General features: G+C 63.3%; 19 protein-coding genes and 2 tRNA genes. 11 read left to right on the top strand and 10 right to left on the bottom strand.

From position 1 onward, the window contains the following. Positions 1-57: 57 nt before the first annotated feature. The 3 genes from LT988_RS17765 to LT988_RS17755 all read right to left on the bottom strand — a co-directional run bounded on the left by LT988_RS17765 (position 58) and on the right by LT988_RS17755 (position 4,292). On the bottom strand, positions 58-1,626 hold the full coding sequence (locus LT988_RS17765) for a cryptochrome/photolyase family protein (protein ID WP_232406862.1): 1,569 nt from the start codon (positions 1,624-1,626) through the stop codon (positions 58-60). Between the two features lie 114 nt (positions 1,627-1,740). Further along, a complete protein-coding gene (locus LT988_RS17760) occupies positions 1,741-3,300 on the bottom strand; it encodes an ATP-dependent DNA ligase (protein WP_232406861.1) in 1,560 nt (519 codons plus the stop codon). A 248-nt stretch (positions 3,301-3,548) separates the two neighbouring features. Beyond that, positions 3,549-4,292, bottom strand: coding sequence for a ferredoxin--NADP reductase (locus tag LT988_RS17755; protein WP_232406860.1), 744 nt, complete (start codon positions 4,290-4,292; stop codon positions 3,549-3,551). A 321-nt stretch (positions 4,293-4,613) separates the two neighbouring features. On the opposite strand from LT988_RS17755, the gene LT988_RS17750 reads away from it, so the two are divergent. The 4 genes from LT988_RS17750 to LT988_RS17735 all read left to right on the top strand — a co-directional run bounded on the left by LT988_RS17750 (position 4,614) and on the right by LT988_RS17735 (position 8,439). Next, positions 4,614-5,123 carry a glutathione peroxidase gene (locus tag LT988_RS17750; protein WP_232406859.1) on the top strand — a complete coding sequence of 170 codons (510 nt, stop codon included), beginning with the start codon at positions 4,614-4,616 and terminating at the stop codon, positions 5,121-5,123. Positions 5,124-5,398: 275 nt separating this feature from the next. Beyond that, positions 5,399-6,739, top strand: coding sequence for a heterodisulfide reductase-related iron-sulfur binding cluster (locus tag LT988_RS17745; RefSeq protein WP_232406858.1), 1,341 nt, complete (start codon positions 5,399-5,401; stop codon positions 6,737-6,739). A 302-nt stretch (positions 6,740-7,041) separates the two neighbouring features. Next, complete coding sequence (locus tag LT988_RS17740; RefSeq protein ID WP_232406857.1) at positions 7,042-7,623, top strand: DUF3501 family protein; 582 nt, start codon at positions 7,042-7,044, stop codon at positions 7,621-7,623. Next, a complete protein-coding gene (locus LT988_RS17735) occupies positions 7,624-8,439 on the top strand; it encodes an HAD-IIA family hydrolase (RefSeq protein WP_232406856.1) in 816 nt (271 codons plus the stop codon). Positions 8,440-8,476: 37 nt separating this feature from the next. On the opposite strand, the gene LT988_RS17730 is transcribed toward LT988_RS17735, so the two are convergent. From LT988_RS17730 to htpX, 4 genes are all read right to left on the bottom strand, one after another. Then, positions 8,477-8,788, bottom strand: a complete 312-nt coding sequence (locus LT988_RS17730; protein ID WP_232406855.1) for a hypothetical protein — start codon at positions 8,786-8,788, stop codon at positions 8,477-8,479. 49 nt (positions 8,789-8,837) lie between these two features. Continuing rightward, complete coding sequence (locus LT988_RS17725; protein WP_232406854.1) at positions 8,838-9,437, bottom strand: YceI family protein; 600 nt, start codon at positions 9,435-9,437, stop codon at positions 8,838-8,840. Beyond that, a complete protein-coding gene (locus LT988_RS17720) occupies positions 9,434-10,021 on the bottom strand; it encodes a cytochrome b (RefSeq protein WP_232406853.1) in 588 nt (195 codons plus the stop codon). Before LT988_RS17720 ends, LT988_RS17725 begins: the two co-directional genes overlap by 4 nt. Before the next feature lie 100 nt (positions 10,022-10,121). Then, on the bottom strand, positions 10,122-11,009 hold the full coding sequence (gene htpX, locus LT988_RS17715; RefSeq protein ID WP_232406852.1) for a protease HtpX: 888 nt from the start codon (positions 11,007-11,009) through the stop codon (positions 10,122-10,124). 192 nt (positions 11,010-11,201) lie between these two features. Here htpX and LT988_RS17710 point away from each other — a divergent pair. The 6 genes from LT988_RS17710 to LT988_RS25305 all read left to right on the top strand — a co-directional run bounded on the left by LT988_RS17710 (position 11,202) and on the right by LT988_RS25305 (position 14,435). Next, positions 11,202-11,277: transfer RNA gene (locus LT988_RS17710), tRNA-Ala, on the top strand. Between the two features lie 56 nt (positions 11,278-11,333). Next, a tRNA-Glu gene (locus tag LT988_RS17705) sits at positions 11,334-11,409 on the top strand. 888 nt (positions 11,410-12,297) lie between these two features. Next, the gene (locus LT988_RS17700; RefSeq protein WP_232406851.1) at positions 12,298-12,996 is read left to right on the top strand and encodes a site-specific integrase; all 699 of its coding nucleotides are present in this window, start codon (positions 12,298-12,300) and stop codon (positions 12,994-12,996) included. Next, entirely contained in the window at positions 12,972-13,550 is a 579-nt protein-coding gene (locus tag LT988_RS17695) for a tyrosine-type recombinase/integrase (RefSeq protein ID WP_232406850.1), read from the top strand. The genes LT988_RS17700 and LT988_RS17695 overlap by 25 nt, the downstream gene beginning before the upstream one ends. Beyond that, positions 13,547-14,107, top strand: coding sequence for a tyrosine-type recombinase/integrase (locus LT988_RS25310; RefSeq protein WP_269752059.1), 561 nt, complete (start codon positions 13,547-13,549; stop codon positions 14,105-14,107). The genes LT988_RS17695 and LT988_RS25310 overlap by 4 nt, the downstream gene beginning before the upstream one ends. 10 nt (positions 14,108-14,117) lie before the next feature. Beyond that, the gene (locus tag LT988_RS25305) at positions 14,118-14,435 is read left to right on the top strand and encodes a tyrosine-type recombinase/integrase (RefSeq protein ID WP_269752058.1); all 318 of its coding nucleotides are present in this window, start codon (positions 14,118-14,120) and stop codon (positions 14,433-14,435) included. A 75-nt stretch (positions 14,436-14,510) separates the two neighbouring features. On the opposite strand, the gene LT988_RS17685 is transcribed toward LT988_RS25305, so the two are convergent. Further along, positions 14,511-14,723 carry a hypothetical protein gene (locus LT988_RS17685; protein WP_232406849.1) on the bottom strand — a complete coding sequence of 71 codons (213 nt, stop codon included), beginning with the start codon at positions 14,721-14,723 and terminating at the stop codon, positions 14,511-14,513. A 926-nt stretch (positions 14,724-15,649) separates the two neighbouring features. On the opposite strand from LT988_RS17685, the gene LT988_RS17680 reads away from it, so the two are divergent. After that, positions 15,650-16,138, top strand: coding sequence for a hypothetical protein (locus LT988_RS17680; protein WP_232406848.1), 489 nt, complete (start codon positions 15,650-15,652; stop codon positions 16,136-16,138). On the opposite strand, the gene LT988_RS17675 is transcribed toward LT988_RS17680, so the two are convergent. Both LT988_RS17675 and LT988_RS17670 read right to left on the bottom strand, forming a co-directional pair. Beyond that, positions 16,121-17,662 (bottom strand): transposase, encoded by a 1,542-nt coding sequence (locus LT988_RS17675; protein ID WP_232406847.1) that lies wholly within the window; start codon positions 17,660-17,662, stop codon positions 16,121-16,123. The two genes, LT988_RS17680 and LT988_RS17675, sit on opposite strands and share 18 nt — an antisense overlap. Positions 17,663-18,105: 443 nt before the next feature. Further along, positions 18,106-18,831, bottom strand: a complete 726-nt coding sequence (locus tag LT988_RS17670; RefSeq protein WP_232406846.1) for a TVP38/TMEM64 family protein — start codon at positions 18,829-18,831, stop codon at positions 18,106-18,108. Positions 18,832-18,975 lie beyond the last annotated feature (144 nt).

Below are 18,975 nucleotides of genomic sequence, written 5' to 3'. Positions count from 1 at the left end.
GCAGAGACGCGGTTTAAGTGATCGCTGATCGCTGAAGACTGACAGCTCTTCCCACCCTCAACCGCTTCCTCCCGTCGCCAAATCTGCGCGAAGCGTTTCCGCCTGCCGCCGAATCGCGGCGAGTCGCTCGGGGCCCATCCGCGCGAGGTTTCGCCATTGCAATGCGGTGCGCGGGTGATTGGCAAACCGATTGCGATGCCGATCGAGAAAATCCCAATAGAGCGTCGTGAAAGGGCAGGCGGAATCACCGAGGCTCTCCTTCGGATCATAGCGACAGTGCCGACAATAGTTGCTCATCCGGTTGATGTATTGACCTGTTGCGACATAGGGCTTGGAGGCCAACAACCCGCCGTCGGCGAACTGGCTCATACCGATCACGTTGGGCGCCTCGACCCACTCGATCGCATCGACGAACATCGCCAGGTACCAGGCATGGATCTCCCGCGGCTCGACCCCGAGCAGCAGCGCGAAGAGTCCGGTCACCATCAGGCGTTGAATATGGTGGCCGTAACCGTACTCAAGCACCTGTGCGATCGACGCCTCGAGGCAAGCGTAGTCCGTCTTCCCGGTCCAGTAAAAGCGCGGGAGCGAGCTGTGCGCCTCAAGGGCATTGGACTCGAGATAGACCGGTCCTTCCCGCCAATAGATCCCGCGCACGTACTCACGCCAGCCGAGAATTTGGCGGACGAAGCCTTCGACCGAGGCGAGCGGCGCCCGGTTCGCCTCGAACGCCGCAATCGCGGCGTCGATCGCCGTGCGCGGATCGAGCAGCTTGAGATTGAGGGCGGCGGAGATTCGCGCATGATAGAGATAGGGCTCGCCGGTCCACATGGCGTCTTGCCAGGGACCGAAAGCGGCCAGCCGGTTGCGAGTGAAGTCCTCGAGTGCCTCATGGGCTTGTGCCGCGGTCACAGGCCAGTCGAAGCGCTCGAGGCTGCCCGGTGCATTCGGGAACCGCCGCTCGATTATTACGATCAGGTCACGCGTGATGGCGTCGGGTGGAAAACCGATCGGTGCAGGCACCATGCCCGGACCTTGCCGACCGAAGGCCTTACGGTTCTCCTGATCCAGGTTCCACCGCTCGCCGACGGGTTGCGCGGCATCCTCCGGACCCTCCATCAGGATGCCTTCTCGCTTGCGTAGATGACGGTAGAAGTGCTCCAGGCGGGGTCCTTTGCGACCGACGGCCCAGCGGTCGAACGCCTCTCGCGAGCAGATGAAATGGTCGTCCGGGCGGATCTCGAGCGGCACTGCGCCGGCCTCGGCGACACCCCGCAGGGCCGCGAGGACGCGATGCTCCCCCGGTTCGGTCAGGATCAAGCGCTCCGGGCGCAGCATCCGAATTGCAGTTGCGAGACCGGCTGCGAGCGACGGATCGGCCTCTACATCCAGCGCCCGGTAGTGGACGCGGATCCCCTTGCCCTCCAAAGCATCGCGGAAGTGCCGCATCGCCGAAAGAAACAACAGGATCCGCGCCTTGTGCGAGGGCACATGGGTCGACTCCTCCACCGCCTCGCACATCCAGACGCGATCGCGTGCCGGATCCAGGTCGCGCAAGGCTGCGGCTCCGGCATCGAGCTGATCGCCGAGAACGAGCACCAGATGTCGACAGATTGGATTAGTCATCGTTCCTCGGGGATTTCCCGGCCTGAGCACCTTAAACCGCGCCAGCTCAAACGGATGTCGAGTCTGCCGGAGTCGATCCCGCCCAAAAACAACGCGTACCGCGCTCGGCGCGGTTTAAGATGAATAGGCGATTTGGCGCCGAAAGAGCGCCTGAACCGTGGCGATGTCGTCGGCCTGATCCGCGGTCTTGTCGGGACGATGGCGCTTCACGCGCGCGAAGCGCAAGGCGAGCCCACCCGGATACCGAGGACTCGCCTGAAGCTCGTTGAAGGCGATCTCGACGACCAGCTCGGGCCGCACGTGCACCACCGAGCCTTCCCGTTCCACCGCAAGCACGTTCAGACGCTCGGTCTGCCAGGTCAGCATCGCATCGGTCAAGCCCTTGAAGGTCTTCCCCAGCATCACGAACCCGCCCGCAGGATCGCGTGCGCCCAGATGCAGATTGCTCAGCCAACGGCTACGCCGCCCGCTGCCCCATTCCGCCGCCAGGACCACCAAATCGAGCGTGTGCGTCGGCTTGATCTTGAGCCATTGCCGACCGCGCGCACCGGCCGCATAGGGCGCGGCCGGGTCCTTGGCCATAATCCCCTCGTGACCAGCCGCGAGTGCCCGGTTCAGAAAGGCGCGGGCCCCGGCCGCGTCGGTCCGTTGCAGTCGTGGAATGAGCGCCCGATCCGGCACCGCCTCGGCGAGCGCGCCGAAACGCTCCCGTGCGGGCGCATCGATCAAAAGTGTCCCATCGCACTGGATGCAGTCGAAGAAGAAGGCGCTGAGCGGAAGCTCGGCGCGCAGACGCGCGACATCGAGCCGCCGACCGAAACGGCGGATGCTGGTCTGGAAGGGATGGGGTCGCCCGTCCGCACGCAGCGCCAACACCTCGCCGTCGAGCACCAGATCGGCGACCGGAAGGGGTGCGATCAGCTCGAGGATCTCGGGCACCGCCGCGGTCACCTCATGGCCCTGCCGGCTGTAGACCCGCACCTCCTCGCCACGCTTGTGGACCTGGACACGAGCGCCGTCGAGCTTGAATTCGAGATCGGGAGCGGCGAGCAGGGCGAGCGCGTCGTCGAGATCCTCCGCGGGTTGGGCGAGCATCGGCAGGATCGGTCGAAAGAGCTCCAGACCGATCGCGCGCAGACCCGCCGCCCCGGCGTCGAAGGCCGTGCGCGTGACACGCGCCGGATCACCGCTCAGCATGAGGGCACGCCGAACCAGTCCCGGATCCAGCCCGGCCGCTAGCGCGACCGCTTCCATCACCAGGCCCTCGACGGCCCCTTGACGTAGCTCGCCCAGCATCAGTCGGGCAAGAAATCCCTGCTCCTCTCGGGTGGCCTGCTGGAACAGCCCGTGCAGCAGTGACCTCCGCTTTGCCTGTGCGCCGGCGCCCTTGACGGCAAGCAGTGCATCGAATGTCCGATCCAGATCGTCGAGGGTCAAACGGCCCTGCGCAACCGGGCTCAGACCGCGGAGCGCTTCCACCTGCGCCGGACCCACCCCGACGCGGCCTTGCGGAATCTCGCCGGCGAGATAGCTCGCCGCGAGCGCGGTCTCCTCCCGATCCAGCCGGCCGAGCAGGTCCGCAATCAGCCCGATCTTGTCGCGACGCGACGAGCGGACCGCCACCTCGGCCGAGAGTCGGACGAGCGTTTCGAGCGTGGTCGCAGGGGTATCCATGGGCATCCGGCTCGTCGATGCAATCGGTACCGATCTCCCAATTCCGGATCGCCCAAGGCTGAACCGCGCCCAGAGCGAGAGGCTCATTTTCGAGTGAGCTCGGCGTTTGGTACATCCACGACGCTTCGCGGGGACGCAGTTTGAACCGATCGATTTTCTAATATCCTAAACTGCGCAGACTCAAACGCTCGTCAAGTCCGCGAGGGCCGATCCCATCCAGAAACATCGCATACCGCACTGGGCGCAGTTTAGTGGTACTGCTCGGTCGTGTACTGACCGGGCGCATGACGCTTATGGCGGGCCAGACCCCGCTCTTCTAGGATGACCTTCACGTCCTTGATCATGGCCGAGTTCCCGCAGAGCATCACGTGGCTGGTCCGAGGGTCGATCGTCGCCCCGACATGGGACTCCAAGCTGCCGCCTGTCAACAGGTCGGTGATCCGGCCGGTCAATGCCTCCGGGACCGCCTCGCGACTGACCGCCGGCACGAACTTGAACCGTTCGCCACGGCGCTCGGCGATCGCCGCAAGGGTCTCGCCGTAGGTCAAATCGGTGGCCTGGCGGACGCCGTGGACCAGAACGACGCGGTCGAACAAATCCCAGGGCTCCGACGAACGCAGGATCGAGAGATAGACACCGAGCGCAGTGCCGGTCGCGAGCAGCCAAAGCGTCTCCGCGGGCTCGACCGTGTCGAGCGTGAAGATCCCGCCCGGCTTCTCCGACAGCCAGACCTCGTCGCCGGGATTCAGGTCGGACAGACGCGGCGTCAGCGGGCCCTCCGGCACTTCGTTGAAATAGATCTCCACAGGACGCTCCTGCGGCGGATTGACGAGCGAATAGGGTCGACCCACGCGATCGCCCTCGATATCCAAAGCGACTTTGATGTATTGCCCCGCCTTGAAGTCGGCGACCGGACCGTCGAACTGCATGCTGTAGAGTCCGTCCGTCCAGGCATGCTTGCCCGTCACCTTCGCTTTTACCCAGTCGCTCATAACCGAATCCTGCTCCTCGTTGATCCCAAAAACCCGACCTCGTGATCGCACGGACGACGTTGACGAGAGCGTCTAATTCACTCGCAACGGCATCTTTCCGTAGGGATGTCAGGTTGGTGCCCGCCACCCGTTTTCAAATCATCCCCGTCCCTCTCCCGTCCTCGGCGGGGAGGCGACGCGTCGCCTCCCCGCCGAGGACGGCATTGTATTCGGCTTTTTGCGCATTACCTCGCGGAAGACGAGACAAAACGAAGCATGGCCGAGGCCGAAGAGATTCCCCCGATGATGAAGTCCACACTTTTCGCACTAGGAATCGCCCTCATGAGCTCCACAGCAAGCGCCGCCACCCCACCCTGCTCACCCTTGCTCGATGTCGAGGCGCGTCGACTCGCAGGCGAGGAGGTCGTCAACCTCTGCGAAGCGTATCAGGGCAAAGTGGTCCTGATCGTCAACACCGCGAGCAAATGCGGATTCACCTCGCAATACGAGGGGCTCGAAGCCCTTTACAGCAAGTACAAAGATCGGGGGCTCGTCGTGCTGGGCTTCCCGTCCAACGACTTTGCGAACCAGGAGCCGGGGAACGAGGAAGAAATCGAGAAGTTCTGTCGCCTGACCTACTCGGTTGAGTTCCCGATGTTCGAAAAGGTCAGCGTCAAGAAAGGCGCGGCATCCCCGGTCTTCGAGCGACTTGCCAGTGCCGGCGCACCCTACCCGAAGTGGAACTTCTACAAGTACCTCATCGATCGCGACGGCAATCTCGTGGACCACTATGTCAGCTTCACCAAGCCGGAAGACCGCAAGGTCGTGAAGGCGATCGAGAAACTGCTGTAAACGACCGAGGCCACGAACCGAGCTCGGTGAGGCGCCGGCAGACCGCGGGCGGTTTGTCCCGACGATGATTTCGATTCGCCCTTTCGATTGGTGCGCCAGCACCGGCGGGTCTAAAGTTAAGCAGACGTCGGGACCGAGCTAGACCGAATCCGTTCGCCGCTTCGGGGCGCTGAAGCCGCCGGTGAGGGCCCTGCGCTCGGTGAGCGACCCGGCACAGCAACCCGGTCTCGACGCGCTCGGACTACGGACAACACCCTTTCAGGGGAGGTTAGCGCATGGCGACGACAATCAGCCGGGAGGGGAGTCTAGAAGCCCCGACCCGTCACCCGCTCGACTGGCAAAGTGCTGATTTCTACGAACAGGCTTCGCTCGACAAGGAGCTGGAGCGCGTCTTTGACATCTGTCACGGCTGTCGCCGCTGCGTCAGTCTATGCCAATCCTTCCCGACGCTCTTCGATCTGGTGGATGAGTCCGAATCGATGGAGGTCGACGGCGTCGCCAAGGACGACTACTGGAAGGTCGTCGATCATTGTTACCTCTGCGATCTGTGCTACATGACGAAGTGTCCGTACGTTCCGCCGCATGAGTGGAACCTTGACTTCCCCCACCTGATGCTCCGTGCCAAGGCCGTGAAATATCGGCAGGGCAACGTGAAAACGCGTGATCGCATCCTCACCAGCACCGACACCGTCGGATCGCTCGCCGGAATTCCGGTTGTCAACGGATTGGTCAACGCCGTCAATTCCAACACGCTCGGTCGACAAGCACTCGAGGCCGTGCTCGGTGTCCATAAAGAGGCGCGCGTACCGCCTTACGTGAGCAACACCCTGCGCAAGGCCGAGAAGGCACGCATCGGACGCTCCGCCACGGGCGAGGCGGCCGGTCCGACCACCGGCAAGGTCGCGCTCTTCACGACCTGTTACGGCAACTACAACGAGCCGGGCGTCAACGCCGATCTGATCGCCGTCTTCGAACATTCGGGCATCCCGGTTACGCTCCCGGAAAAGGAGCAATGCTGCGGCATGCCCAAGCTTGAGCTCGGTGACTTGGAGGCCGTCAAGGCAGCGAAGGACGCCAACATCCCGGTGCTCAAGCGTCTGGTCGACGACGGCTGGGACATCGTCGCCATGATCCCGTCTTGCGTGCTGATGTTCAAACAAGAGCTGCCGCTGATGTTCCCGGAGGACACAGACGTGCAGGCGGTCAAGGCACACATCTTCGACCCCTTCGAATATCTGATGCTCCGTCACAAGCACGGCAAGCTGAACACGGACTTCAAGAAACCGTTGGGCAACGTCATCTATCAGGCGTCTTGCCATCAGCGTGTTCAGAACATCGGGCAGAAGACCCGTGAGGTCCTGGCACTCGTGCCGGACACGACAGTGGAGATCATCGAGCGTTGCTCGGGCCACGACGGCACCTACGCGGTGAAGAAGGAGTACTACGCCTCCGCGATGAAGATCGTGCGCCCGGTTGCGGGCCGCGTGGAGAAGGCGGCACCGGATCACTTCGGCAGCGACTGTCCGATGGCCGGGGCCCATATCGCGCATGCACTCGGCAAGGATGGCGAGCAGCAGCATCCGCTGAGCCTGTTGCGGTTGGCCTACGGGCTCTGAACCGCGCTGAACCGCGTCCGGCTGGACACTCATGCTTGGCGTACCGAGTCGCTCTTCGTAGGTCATGCAACCATCGGTGGTAACGCGGTTCAGGATGGAACAAACCTTTTTCATTCGGGCAGTCAAGGGCGACGCCGGAGATCGTCGCGAAGCGGCGACAGTCCGGGATCGACGACTTGCAGCCGTCTTCTTCCGCTGTGCTCACAGACAGCGGGATCGAGCCCGACTCGACGAGCCCGAAAGCCGCACTGAATGCGCTTTGGCCGGGATCATGAAACCTCTCAATCGGTTTGGAGACGACTATGCATTTGACACGAGACGATCTTTACAGCCTCGAGAAGTACGCGGAGGTTCGGGGTGATTTCCGGACTCGGGTGATGTCCCACAAGAAGCATCGTCAGGTGGCGATCGGCGCGCATGCCACGCTCTACTTCGAAGATCGGCTGACCATGCAGTACCAGATTCAAGAAATGCTGCGTGCCGAGCGAATCTTCGAATCGGCCGGAATTCAGGACGAGCTCGACGCCTACAACCCGCTGATCCCGGACGGAAGCAATTGGAAGGCGACCTTCATGATCGAGTACGAGGACATCGACGAGCGACGCGATGCCTTGACGCGGCTGCGCGGTATCGAGGATCGGGTGTGGGTCCAGGTCGACGACTTCGATCGGGTCTATGCGAGCGCCGATGAAGATATGGAACGCGAGGACGCGACTAAGACGTCTGCCGTGCATTTCCTGCGCTTCGAGCTGACAGCGCCGATGGCCGCGGCGATGAAGAAGGGTGCAAAGCTCGCGCTCGGGACCGATCACCCCGAGTACAGCTATCAGGTCGAAGCAACGCCCGAGTTCCGTGAGTCGCTCGCCCGCGACCTCGCCGACTGAATGAAACGCCCCCCTCCCCGTGCGCTGATGCTCGACATGGACGGTCTCCTCTTCCATGGAGACCGGCCCCTGCCGGGCGCACGGCGGCTACTCCACCGACTGCAATCGACACCGCACGCGTTCGTCACCAACAACCCGATCCGCACGCCCGAGCAGGTCGCCGACGCCTTCGCCTCGATGGATTTGCCGCGACCGAACCCGGAGCGGATCGTGACTTCGGCCTCGGCCACGGCACGCTGGCTGACCCATGTTCGCCCTGGATTCCGTTATTTCGCCGTCGGCGCGGGCGGGTTGGACGTGGCTCTACGCGCGGTTGGAACGCCAGACGCCGAGCGTGCCGACGTGGTCGTCGTGGGAGAGGGCCCGGGGCTGGACTTCGAGCAGCTCACCGTCGGCATCAACCTCATCTTGAGCCGTGGCGCCCGCCTGGTCGCCACGAATCCGGACACCGCCGTCGACGGCATCCTTGACGGCCGTCATGTGGTCCTGCCCGGCGGTGGCGCGTTAGTCGCACCCTTCGCAGCCGCAACCGGGGTGACGCCCACCTTCGTGGGCAAACCCGAGCCCCTGCTCTACGAGATGTCGCTCGAAATTCTCGGGTCCACGGCGGCTGAATGCATGATGGTCGGCGATCGTCCGGATACGGACATCGCAGGTGCGGAGCGGCTCGGCATGTGGAACGCGCTCGTACGCACCGGTCGGTTTGCACCCGGTCGTCCCTGGATCGAAGGCATGCCGCCGCCGGATTACGATCTGAACAGCCTGGACGACCTGATCGACGCCTTGGACCGAGATATTCCGGGGCTGCTCGCCTGATCCGATCCCCGGACCCCGTGCGGACGAACCCAGTGGTCTAAGGCGCCGTCAATTGAGCGTCGCCGATCACGCCCGCATGTCGCTGCTTCGCTCCCGTGAGGGTGTTGCGGACGGTGACGTCGCCCTTGCCCATGTCTCGGGTACAGACATGCGCGCTGACACTCGCCTCCGCGGCCAATGGCGCCGACACCACGACCTCTCGGCAGATGTTGTCGACGACCTCGATCATGCGCTCATCGAAGCCGGGGTTGACGATTTCGACCGTGATCGGCTGGCCCAATCCATCCGCATTCGACATCGGAGCGATCGCAAGGAAGACCAGACCCATCAGGACAGTGCGAGGTTGCATGGCGCGTCTCGTCGGTTGTTTCGAGTGACGAAATCATACCGCCTTCACCCTATTGCCGAACCCCTTCGATGGACAGAATCATCTCCACCTTTCGGGCAGCCGGCCCCAGATCGTAGTCGATCCCGAAGTCCTTGAGCGCGAAACTGGTCGAGCCCTGAAACCCGCGACGATATCCGCCCCAGGGATCCGGCCCGTTGCCGATACGCTGCACCTCGATCCGGACCGGCTTGGTGATGCCTTTCAGGGTCAGCTCGCCTTCGAGCACTGAGGTGTTGAAGCCGGTCTCCTTATAGGCCGTCGACTTGAAGGATGCCTGCGGATACCGGTCGACATCGAGAAAATCCTCTCCACGCAGATGCTTGTCGCGCACGGCATGATTGGAATCAAGGCTTGCCGTGTTGATGGTCAGCTCGATCCCGGAGTTGCTCGTATCCTCGGTGTCGTAGGTGAAGGTTCCCGAAAAGTCGTTGAAACGGCCGTATAGCCAGCTGTAGGCCAGATGTTTGACGCGAAACTGCACGAAGGCATGACCGCCCTCGGTGTCGATCACATAGCGCTCGACCGTCGCGGTCGCGACGGACGGGATCGTAGCGGCAACGGCGAGACACCAGATCGCAATGGACAAGGCTTTGATCTTCATGGATTTCATGCTTCTCTCCTCGAGTCTGTGCTGGACCTGAACGGACGTGGCGTGCGCCCAAGCATCCGCAACAGCGTGCGGTCTCGATCGATGAAATGATGCTTCAACGCGGCAAGTGAATGAAATCCGGCAAGAACGATCAGGGCGATCGCCAAGGCCAGGTGGACGTCCCCTGCAATGTCTGCCTGTCCGGGCAGACCGGAGATGGTGGCCGGAACGCTGAAGAGGCCGAAGACATCAATCGCCCGTCCGTCCGCAGTCGAGATCAGATATCCCGCCGTCATTACCGCAAACAGCAGGACGTACAAGAAAACATGCGCAGCGGCCGCGGCAACGCGCTCCAGGCGCGAGTGCGTCGGCTCCGAGGCCGGACGGGGGTTGACCAGCCGCCAACCCAGTCGAGCCAGGATGAGGAGGAAAAGCAGGATTCCGACGCCCTTATGGATATCCGTCGCCCGTCGATACCAAGCGTCGTAGTAGGTCAGCTCGACCATCCACAGACCCAGCGCGAAGAGACCGACGACAACCACCACCGCCAGCCAGTGCAGCACCACGGCAACCCATCCGTAGCCCTCATCTGTGTTTCGCCACATGACCCACCCGTCTCGAAAACAACCCGGCTCACGCCGGGCGCTTGGTCTAAAACAGCGATCGGCAACGACTCGCTCGATTCGGCGAGTCGATGCCCCGCGGTCAGTCGCGCGTCTGCTCGAGGGCCGCGATCCGCTTCTCCAACGGCGGATGGCTGGCGAACAGCGCCTTCAGACCCTCACCGATGTTCCCCGAAATGCCGAAGGCCGCAAATTCACCCGCCGGCAGATCATGCGGCTGATGGACACGCTGCAAGGCACGCAGCGCATTGGCCATCTGGGTCCGGCTGCTCAAACGCGCACCGCCCTCGTCGGCCCGGAACTCGCGGTAGCGCGAGAACCACATCACGATCATGCTGGCCAGGAAGGAGAGTAGGATCTCGGCGACGATCGAGACGACGAAATAGGCGATGCCGTGGCCTTCCTCGTTCTTGAAGACAACCCGATCGACCGTGTGGCCGATGATCCGCGCCAGGAACACCACGAAGGTGTTGACCACACCCTGGATCAACGCCAGCGTCACCATGTCGCCGTTCGCGACGTGACTGATCTCGTGACCCACGACCGCCTCGACCTCGTCCTTGGTCATGTGCTGCAAGAGTCCCGTGCTGACGGCCACCAAGGCATCGTTGCGATTCCAGCCGGTGGCAAAGGCATTGGGCTCGGGTGAGTCGAAGATACCGACCTCCGGCATCTTGATGCCGGCCGCTTGGGACTGACGCGCCACGGTCTCCATCAACCAGCGCTCGAACGGGGTGGACGGCTGCTCGATGACCTGCACGCCCATCCCGCGTTTGGCCATCATCTTCGAGAGGAACAGCGAGATCAGCGATCCGCTGAAGCCGATGATCGCCGACATGATCAAGAGCGCGTTCATGTCGATCCCGCCGCTTTCAAGCAGCAGCCCGTCGATCCCCAGCAACCGGAAGACCACGCTGATGACGACGAGAATCGCCGCGTTGGTCGCGAGAAACAATAAGATCCGCATCATAGATTGAGGCTCCGTGAGGATAGATGTCGAAAGCGGCCATACGATGCACCGGCGGCGCGCCCCACACAAGCGCGCATGCGGGCTCATACCGAGTCGCCCAGCATATTGGGTCGCGCCGCCCGCAACAAAGCATGAAAACCGGTCTGGACAAACGAAAAGTCCGCCGGTAATATTCCGCGTCTCGACGACATCGGGGCCATAGCTCAGCTGGGAGAGCGCAACACTGGCAGTGTTGAGGTCGGCGGTTCGATCCCGCCTGGCTCCACCAATCCATCAAAAGGATCCGACACCATGATCACCGTCGGATCTTCGAAAACGGTCACCGTCCCCATCGTCTAGTGGCCTAGGACACCGCCCTTTCACGGCGGTAACCGGGGTTCGAACCCCCGTGGGGACGCCACTTTAAGGCGTTGATTTAGAGTAGGTTTTCACCGAATCAAGCCAGTTACCGCACTAGCCTTCCGTACCTTTTCCGTATTATCGCCCAGCGCCCGGCCTGCTCGCCGGGTCTGGTGGCGACCGAAAACGGCGCAGTTTCGGGCATGACTGCGCCGCTCTGCGGGTCCGTATCCTGCTCGATCAATACCCCAGATCTACCCCTCGCCGGTCACCAGGATCTGCATCCGCGCCCGCGCATGTTGCCGCCCGTCGTTCTAAAAAAGTCAGCGCCTAAGTTAGCGCCGCGAGGCTAAAAAAAAGGCGGGCCTCGAAGTGGCCGGGATTGTGGCCGGCTGGAACCCTAAAAAAGACGCCTCGCCTCGCGACCCCGATGCAGTGGCCGGGTCGATTTATAGTCAGGGTCTATCGGGCGCGGAATATGCCTTCAGAAATAAGGGATTCTAAAACAGTGTAATGAAAATTAAGCAAATTGCGTGCTTAATAGGTTGCTCCGATAAATTGGGTCGGGCATGGTGATTGCTTGGGCTGGCGGGGGTGGTGTTTACAACATTATCTCGTCATGGATTTCTAAGATTCGCTCACCCGACTTCCGCCGAACTTTCCGTACTGCGGCACCGGACGAGAGGCGGCGGAAAGGTCCGGTCTCGACCCACTGCAGACCTACATCGTTTACTTATATACGGTGTCAGGATTTTTTACACCGACCCAAGGAACGAGCACACCCGAAGGGCCGTTCCGGACCCCTATGTAAAGTTGCCAACTATGTAAAGCGTGGCACGGACGTACTCGCAAGCCTCTGTTTTTACCGGTTTTCTTGGATTTAGCGAAGAGCGAGCTTTACATAGTTTTGCGGTTTACTGAGAGGCTCCAGCCACTTCAGGAGACCGCGATGAGTCCTACACGCCGACTTCCCGAACGATCACTCCGCCAGCTGCGTCGCAGCCCGCTGGCACCTTACGTAGACGCCTTCGCGCGCTACCTCGACGCGCGCGACTACGCCTCTCAAACCACTGCGACCTATCTCCGCTGCCTGGCCCACTTCGGACGGTGGATGGACCGGTGCCGACTGCGGGTCGAGTCCCTCGATGAAGATCGGATCACGGGGTTTTTCGACGGGCATCTGCCGCGGTGCGATTGCGCTGCACCGGTGGTTCGCACACGCGAGGAACTGAGCGCCGCGCTCGGGCACCTCTTGATCGTTCTGCGCGCCGAGGGAGCGATCCCCGAGCGAATGGTGCCGACGACGCCTGCGGACGAGGAGCTGCTTCGCTTCGACGAGCGCATGAATCGCGTGCAGGGACTCGCCCTAAAGACGCGCGCCCAGTATCTGCGCACGGTCCGTCGTCTGCTCGTCGACCAATTCGGCGATCAGGCAATCGAGTTCGACGCCATCACGCCCGAGCGCGTGCGTCGGTTTCTCGCCAACCAGAGCGAGCTTTACACCACTCCGGAGAGCGCCGCCACGCTGATCTCGGCGTTGCGCGGCTACTTCCGCTTCCGCGCCACCTGTGGTGATCGGGTGCATGCGCTGCTCGGGGTGCTGCCCTATCGGCCAACTGGCAGTTGGCCGCGCTGCCGAAGGGTCTGAACGATGCCGAAGTCCAGCGCCTGGTGGATTCGCTCGGTTGGGAGGGGCCGTCGGCGCGGCGCGCTGCCGCCATGGTGCGCTGCGCCCTCGATCTAGGCCTGCGCAGCGGGGAGATCGCCAACCTTGGCCCCGACGATATCGACTGGCAAGCCGGTACGATCACCTTGCGCCGGACCAAGAGTCGCCGTGAAGACAGCTTGCCGTTGCCGCCGACCACGGGACGCGCCATCGTCGATTACCTCCTGCACGAACGCCCGCGGAGCGCCAGTCGGGCGGTCTTCGTTCGCCGTGTCGCCCCGAGTGACCGCCCGCTCGGTGCCGACTGCGTGCGCAAGACCATTCGCCAAGCCTATGCCCGTGCCGGTTTGCCCTACACACGCGCGCACCTGCTGCGCCACACCATGGCCAGTCGCCTGCTGGCAAGCGGCAGCTCGCTCAAGGAGGTGGCCGATGTCCTACGTCATCGTTCGCTCAATACCACGCTGATCTACGCCAAGCTCGACAGCCGGAATCTGACCGCGGTCGCTTTGCCATGGCCAGGAGGTGCGGCATGAAGACCGCCATGCAAACGTACGTCGCGCAATTCCTGGCCGAACGCCAGCGGCTCGGGTTTGACTCGCGCTCGATGGGGTATGCCCTCGGGAGCCTTGCTCGTTACATCGATGGCCTGGAAACACAAGGGCCGCTCACCGTCGAGGTCATGGCCGCGTGGGCACGCCGCCCGAACAATGGCAGCGACAACCCGATGACCTGGGCCCGACGACTGAAGATCCTGCGTCCCTTTGCCCGATGGATGCAACAGTTCGAGCCGGGCACCGAGGTGCCGGATGACAGCGTCTTCGGCAACATCGATCGGCGGCTGACGCCCCACATCTACGCCGAGCAAGAGATCGCCGACCTACTGGTCGCAGCCGGTCATCTCCAGCCGCCATTGCGCGGCGCCACCTATGAGACCCTCTTCGGCTTGCTGGCGGCAACCGGTCTGCGAGTCTCCGAGGCACTGCATCTGCTTGATGCGGATGTCGACCTGCGCGCCGGTCTGCTGACGGTCCGGCGGACCAAATTCGCCAAGTCCCGGCAAGTGCCGCTGCATCCGAGCACCCAATCGTGACGGTCGCGCCATGACACGCCAAAACGTCAACCAACGATTCGCTATCGCCGTGACCCGTGCCTCCCAAGCGCATCCCTCCCTCGCGAAACGGCATGTTTCTCCGCACACGATTCGTCACTCAACGGCTATGCATATGCTGCAATCCGGTGTGGCCTTCAGCGTCATCGCGCTTTGGATGGGCCACGAAAGCGCCACGACCACACATCGGTATGTGGAAGCGGATCTGACGATGAAGGAACAGGCGCTCGCGCGACTCGACGAACCTCGTGCAGCGCTCCCCCGCTATCGCCCGCCCGACGCATTGCGAGCATTCCTTGAAACGCTGTAACTATGTAAAGAAGCTGCTGGCTCCGACGCCCGGTATTGCAGGAGCCAGCAGGCCAGCTTTACATAGTTGGCACCTTTACGTAGGGGTCGACACTGGGCCTTCATCGCCGAGTGCCCCGTCACTGCCGGGTGCACCGTTGTTCGCTTTCGCCATCGCATAGGCCGCGCGCAGGGTCTCCTCTTTGCACACATGGACGTAGAGTCCCCAGAAGCGCCAGGCCGGTTCGGCCTTCGCCTTGATGTAGATCCTCTTCCTCAGGTCTTGCAGATCAATGGGCGTCTTTGTCATCTCGCCCCTGCCTCCCCTCTTGTTGAAGGATTGCCAACAGTAGGGCGTCTTCGCTCCACGGGCATTACCCCGCTTCAACGCTACTACACGCCCATCCGCCACCTGCTCGCCTTCGATCCACTTCCCGGTGTCGCCGGTTATAGGATCTTCCTTGCTCCGGGGATTTCGCCCCGGGGCGAGACGGGCTTCTCCAGTTGCTTAGCGTGTCCTTGCCACCATGCCGTCGCTACTCACCCCGCCGAAGTGCTCGGATCGTCTCGATCAGATTTCGATCCGCCATGCTGCCTTCGCCCCACGGTTGCAGGCTCGGCCTTCGGAGCTACGCATTGTCGAGGCCATCATTGCGTTCACTGGTGTTACGGCCTGGTGACTCGCCACCTCCCCAAGGAAGGTGCTGTCGATCGGCTTCAGAGTCTTGGTCTCCCGCCACCCTGCGATCCAAGCTACGGGGCTCCTGACTGTTACCCCGGCAGGACTGTCTCCTGCTGAAAACGCCAGCCTTAGCTGGATACACAACCGTGCATACGGTTCTCCCGTACACGGCTTTCCGATGTGCTTCACGCCGAGGCATGCGCCGATGTCCAGCCTGCGGTGGTGGGGACCTTGAACAGTCCAACATGGTCGTACAAATGCGCATTGGAAAACCGCGCATATCCTTGCGCACGGCTCCGGAGTTTGTGGCGGCGACGCAATTGCGTGCGCACCCGCTGTTGTTTCCCATCCTGATCCGCAAACCACCGGCCATTTTTGCAGGGACTATTCCACCGGTGAAGTCGTTTTCCGGTGAGGCAATGCGATAAGCGCGGAGCGCGGATGTCCCGCACGCTTCACCGGCGTGCACTCTTGCGCTCGCCCCGGCACAATCGCATCACCCTCCTCCAAATCAGAAGGCCCGCCACGGGTGCAACCGTGCGGGCCGGTGGCCGGTGCAACTACGCTTCGAGTGTCATCTCACCGGCGCGGACTACGTTATCCAGCGCGCCTGGTTGGATGCAAGTCTTCCGTGCTGTCCGCTGCATCCGCACGGCGGGTGTCACTTCGCTCGGCACGGGACCTATGCACACGTCTCCCCGCCCGGCACGCGCGTGGCGCGCTGGTACTGTCCCGAGGGGCATCGCACCTTCAGCCTGCTCCCCGACTGTCTGGCCGCGCGCCTCTCGGGCACGCTCGCCCGGGTCGAGGCGGTGGTGCGTGCGGCCGAGCAGGCCCCGAGCCTGGAAGCGCTGTGCACGCAGCACCGTCTGGACATCGAGCTGCCCGGGGCGTTGCGCTGGGTGCGACGGCGCGTGCATTACGTGCACAGCGCGTTGCATCGCATCAACCTAAAAAGAGCAGTTAGCGCCCGTCGCGGAGCGTTTTCGGCCCGCGGGCGAGTACACATACCGGCGGTTCGGCGGCTACGCCGGGGCCGGTAACACCGCCGGCGGCTGCAATTGGCGGCCGTTGAGGTACTTCACCAGCGCCCGCGAGAGCATCCGGTACCAGCGTTGCAGGGGACTCAACTGCTCCGCAGTTCGGCGCAGCGTGTTGAAGAAGGCCGCGATCTCGCGGCAGGTCGCCTCCACCCACGCCGCCTCGGCGTGGGGATGGCTGATGGTCAGGCGGGTCTGCCCGCCGTGACGGGTCAGTCGTGCCGGTGCGCTGAGCAGCAGCGGGCGGCTGGTGATCGCCTCGGTGTGCCGAGTCGGGTCGGCCAGGCGCACGAACAGGCTCCACCAGTTGTAGGTCAAGGCGGTGATGCGCGCCATGAAGCGGCAGCGCTTGATGTCGCGGGTGGTGAAGCCGCCCCAGCCCCAATGGTTCTTGAGCTCGTCGAAGGGATTCTCCGCGTCGGCGCGATCGCGATAGAGTTGCGCCACGCTCAGGATCTCATGGGGCAGCGAGGTCACCAGCACGGCGTACTCGTAGACGATCGTCTCGTCGGTGAGCTCGGCGAAGCTCAGGCGCAGCTGCTCGGGATCGCTCTGATCGACGACGGCCAGGTCGGCCTTGATGCGCCGGCGCAGCACGACGGCGCGCCGGGCACGGCTCCAGCCCGACAGACGCAGGGTCGTCTCGGCCCCCTGCCAGCCTTGACCGGCATCGCGCCACTCGGCGTCGCGCATCAGGCGCTCGACGGTGTGTTTGACCTTGGAGGTCATGCGCAGCTTGAACAGATACGGGATCCCCTCCTGCTCGGCCCGTGCCATGTTGGCTTGGGTGCCCCAATCGCGGTCGCCGCGAATGCACAGCGGCCAGTGCGCCCGCGGCAGGCGCGCGAGCAACTCCCATAGCCCCGGCGCGCTGTACTTGGACGCGGTTTGGTTGCCGTCCAGCACCTCCACGTCCAGGATCAGACGCAGACCGGCGACGAAATAGGTGTGGTAGGTGTGCGAAGGGCGCCCCGGCTTGTGCGGGTTGTAGCCCTTGAGCGCACCCTCTTGATGCCCGTAGAGCGGCTTGACCGTCACGTCGGTATCGAGAATCCAGGGCACGCCCGGCACCGGGGCCACGCAGGCGTCCAGATGGTTCTGCAACCAGGCCACCCCGTCGGCTTCATCGAGCTTGCCGAGGTTGCGGCGCACCGAGTCCTCGCTCACCACCGCCTCCATGCCCAGCAGGGCGGCGTTGATGGTGTCGCCGCGCAGGGCACTGATGTGGGCATCGCGCTGATGCCCGGACAGCACCGCCAGGATGGCGGTACCGAGAACGTCGCGCGTGCTCGGGGCGTTCGGGCTGGTCAGCTTCAGCGGGCAGCTCTCGACCCAGGCATCGAAGCGCCCGCCCAGGCGCAAAAACTCGGTGAAGAACGGCAGCTGCCCCAGCGGGGTGACCGCCGCCTGCGCATCCCACTCGACGTGGACGCGCCCGCCAAACGTGTCCACCGCAACCGGGCCGGCATGCGGTACCAATGCGGTGGTTTCGGGTTCACCCTGCGGGTGAGGGATCGGGTTGCTCATGGGGACCTCCTTGCGCCGATATTTCAGCGGCTTGGATCACTCGAGGCAAGGTTTAACTGCTCTTTTTAGGATGAAGGGCGCCGCAGTCGGTGCGTTCCCGGCATAGGTCAAGGGCAGACCGAGGTCGCCGAAGGTTGTTGTACAGACTTCAGTAGCGGCGGCGGGCAGTCCACCGAATCCGATTCCCGACGCAAGAATCATCGAAAGCAGGACATGACGGATGTTCACGGTGACAATCCAAGGCGACTCGCGATGTTCCGGAACAATAGACTCGGGATTTGACGGTTGGGTGACCGCAGTCGACGCGTGCGCTGCAGACCCCGATAAAGGTCGTCGGACATCACCGTCCGATGACGGCGCGACGCATGCCGTCCGTCGGCGGATCGGCTTGTCGCTGCGATTTGACCTAACGGCGCTTACCCGCCGTGCCAGGGTTGCCTCGGTCAATCGCCCGGAATCGGCGGCGGCGATACCCGCAACGGCGGCGCCGAGCCGCCGCGAATACGAATGACCCGAAGGCCCACCCAAACGGCAGCAACCAGGAAGAGCCCGATCGGCGCCCACCGCAGATCGCCCGAGAGGATGGCGTCGCCGAGCAGAATCACGCCCAGGCCGACCAACGCCTGCACCGGGATTCCGACCAGCAGGTACGGGCGGAAGCGCGCACCGCCGAGGGTGAGCAGATAATTCTGCATCATCCAAGGCAGCGGGGACGCCCGGACCATGAGGATGACCTTCCATTCATCGCCGGGTCGAAGGCCCGAGATCCGGTAGCCGCGGCGCGTCGCCAAGCCGTTCAGCGGGCCATGGAGACCCCGCGCGAGCACATAGGACAAGGCCATGTTTGCGGCCATACAGGTCCAGGCCGCGAGCAGCGTCCAGCCCAAGCCGTCGATCACGACCCCGATCGTCAGATAGTAGGCGAGGATGGGCACGCCGAAGGCGGGAAGGACCACGAAGCTGATCAGGTATACCCAGGGCGGGATTTGCGCCATCCGATCGAGGAACAGCGCTGTCCAGTCCGTGAGCGAGCCGTCGATGTTCGCGCCGAAAGCCCACCAGAGCGCAGCGAGCAGAAGCACGCCCAGTGCGACGCCAACGCGCAGACGTACCGGAAAGCCGCTTCGGCGGTCGGCTCCGGTGGATGCGGTGGTCGGTTTCGGTAACATCGGCAACAATCCCGGAAGATCCAAGTTCGACGAAGCGATTGCATCGTCCCCCGACTCAGGTTATCCGCCCCGGCGTTCGTCCAACGAGCCGGCCCGGTCGCCGGGCGCGTTACGAGTGAGGCGCCCACTGTGGCTGCCGGCCGG

The sequence above is a fragment of the Thiocapsa bogorovii genome, from assembly GCF_021228795.1.
Lineage (GTDB): Bacteria > Pseudomonadota > Gammaproteobacteria > Chromatiales > Chromatiaceae > Thiocapsa > Thiocapsa bogorovii.
This window is presented reverse-complemented; position numbering and strand designations above follow the sequence as displayed.

What these genes read in the sequence shown, in the direction of transcription:
- LT988_RS17765 (WP_232406862.1), bottom strand. Translation starts at nt 1,626, where the DNA reads ATGACTAATCCAATCTGTCGACATCTGGTGCTCGTTCTCGGCGATCAG.
- LT988_RS17760 (WP_232406861.1), bottom strand. Translation starts at nt 3,300, where the DNA reads ATGGATACCCCTGCGACCACGCTCGAAACGCTCGTCCGACTCTCGGCC.
- LT988_RS17755 (WP_232406860.1), bottom strand. Translation starts at nt 4,292, where the DNA reads ATGAGCGACTGGGTAAAAGCGAAGGTGACGGGCAAGCATGCCTGGACG.
- LT988_RS17750 (WP_232406859.1), top strand. Translation starts at nt 4,614, where the DNA reads ATGAGCTCCACAGCAAGCGCCGCCACCCCACCCTGCTCACCCTTGCTC.
- LT988_RS17745 (WP_232406858.1), top strand. Translation starts at nt 5,399, where the DNA reads ATGGCGACGACAATCAGCCGGGAGGGGAGTCTAGAAGCCCCGACCCGT.
- LT988_RS17740 (WP_232406857.1), top strand. Translation starts at nt 7,042, where the DNA reads ATGCATTTGACACGAGACGATCTTTACAGCCTCGAGAAGTACGCGGAG.
- LT988_RS17735 (WP_232406856.1), top strand. Translation starts at nt 7,624, where the DNA reads ATGAAACGCCCCCCTCCCCGTGCGCTGATGCTCGACATGGACGGTCTC.
- LT988_RS17730 (WP_232406855.1), bottom strand. Translation starts at nt 8,788, where the DNA reads ATGCAACCTCGCACTGTCCTGATGGGTCTGGTCTTCCTTGCGATCGCT.
- LT988_RS17725 (WP_232406854.1), bottom strand. Translation starts at nt 9,437, where the DNA reads ATGAAATCCATGAAGATCAAAGCCTTGTCCATTGCGATCTGGTGTCTC.
- LT988_RS17720 (WP_232406853.1), bottom strand. Translation starts at nt 10,021, where the DNA reads ATGTGGCGAAACACAGATGAGGGCTACGGATGGGTTGCCGTGGTGCTG.
- htpX (WP_232406852.1), bottom strand. Translation starts at nt 11,009, where the DNA reads ATGATGCGGATCTTATTGTTTCTCGCGACCAACGCGGCGATTCTCGTC.
- LT988_RS17700 (WP_232406851.1), top strand. Translation starts at nt 12,298, where the DNA reads ATGAGTCCTACACGCCGACTTCCCGAACGATCACTCCGCCAGCTGCGT.
- LT988_RS25310 (WP_269752059.1), top strand. Translation starts at nt 13,547, where the DNA reads ATGAAGACCGCCATGCAAACGTACGTCGCGCAATTCCTGGCCGAACGC.
- LT988_RS25305 (WP_269752058.1), top strand. Translation starts at nt 14,118, where the DNA reads ATGACACGCCAAAACGTCAACCAACGATTCGCTATCGCCGTGACCCGT.
- LT988_RS17685 (WP_232406849.1), bottom strand. Translation starts at nt 14,723, where the DNA reads ATGACAAAGACGCCCATTGATCTGCAAGACCTGAGGAAGAGGATCTAC.
- LT988_RS17675 (WP_232406847.1), bottom strand. Translation starts at nt 17,662, where the DNA reads ATGAGCAACCCGATCCCTCACCCGCAGGGTGAACCCGAAACCACCGCA.
- LT988_RS17670 (WP_232406846.1), bottom strand. Translation starts at nt 18,831, where the DNA reads ATGTTACCGAAACCGACCACCGCATCCACCGGAGCCGACCGCCGAAGC.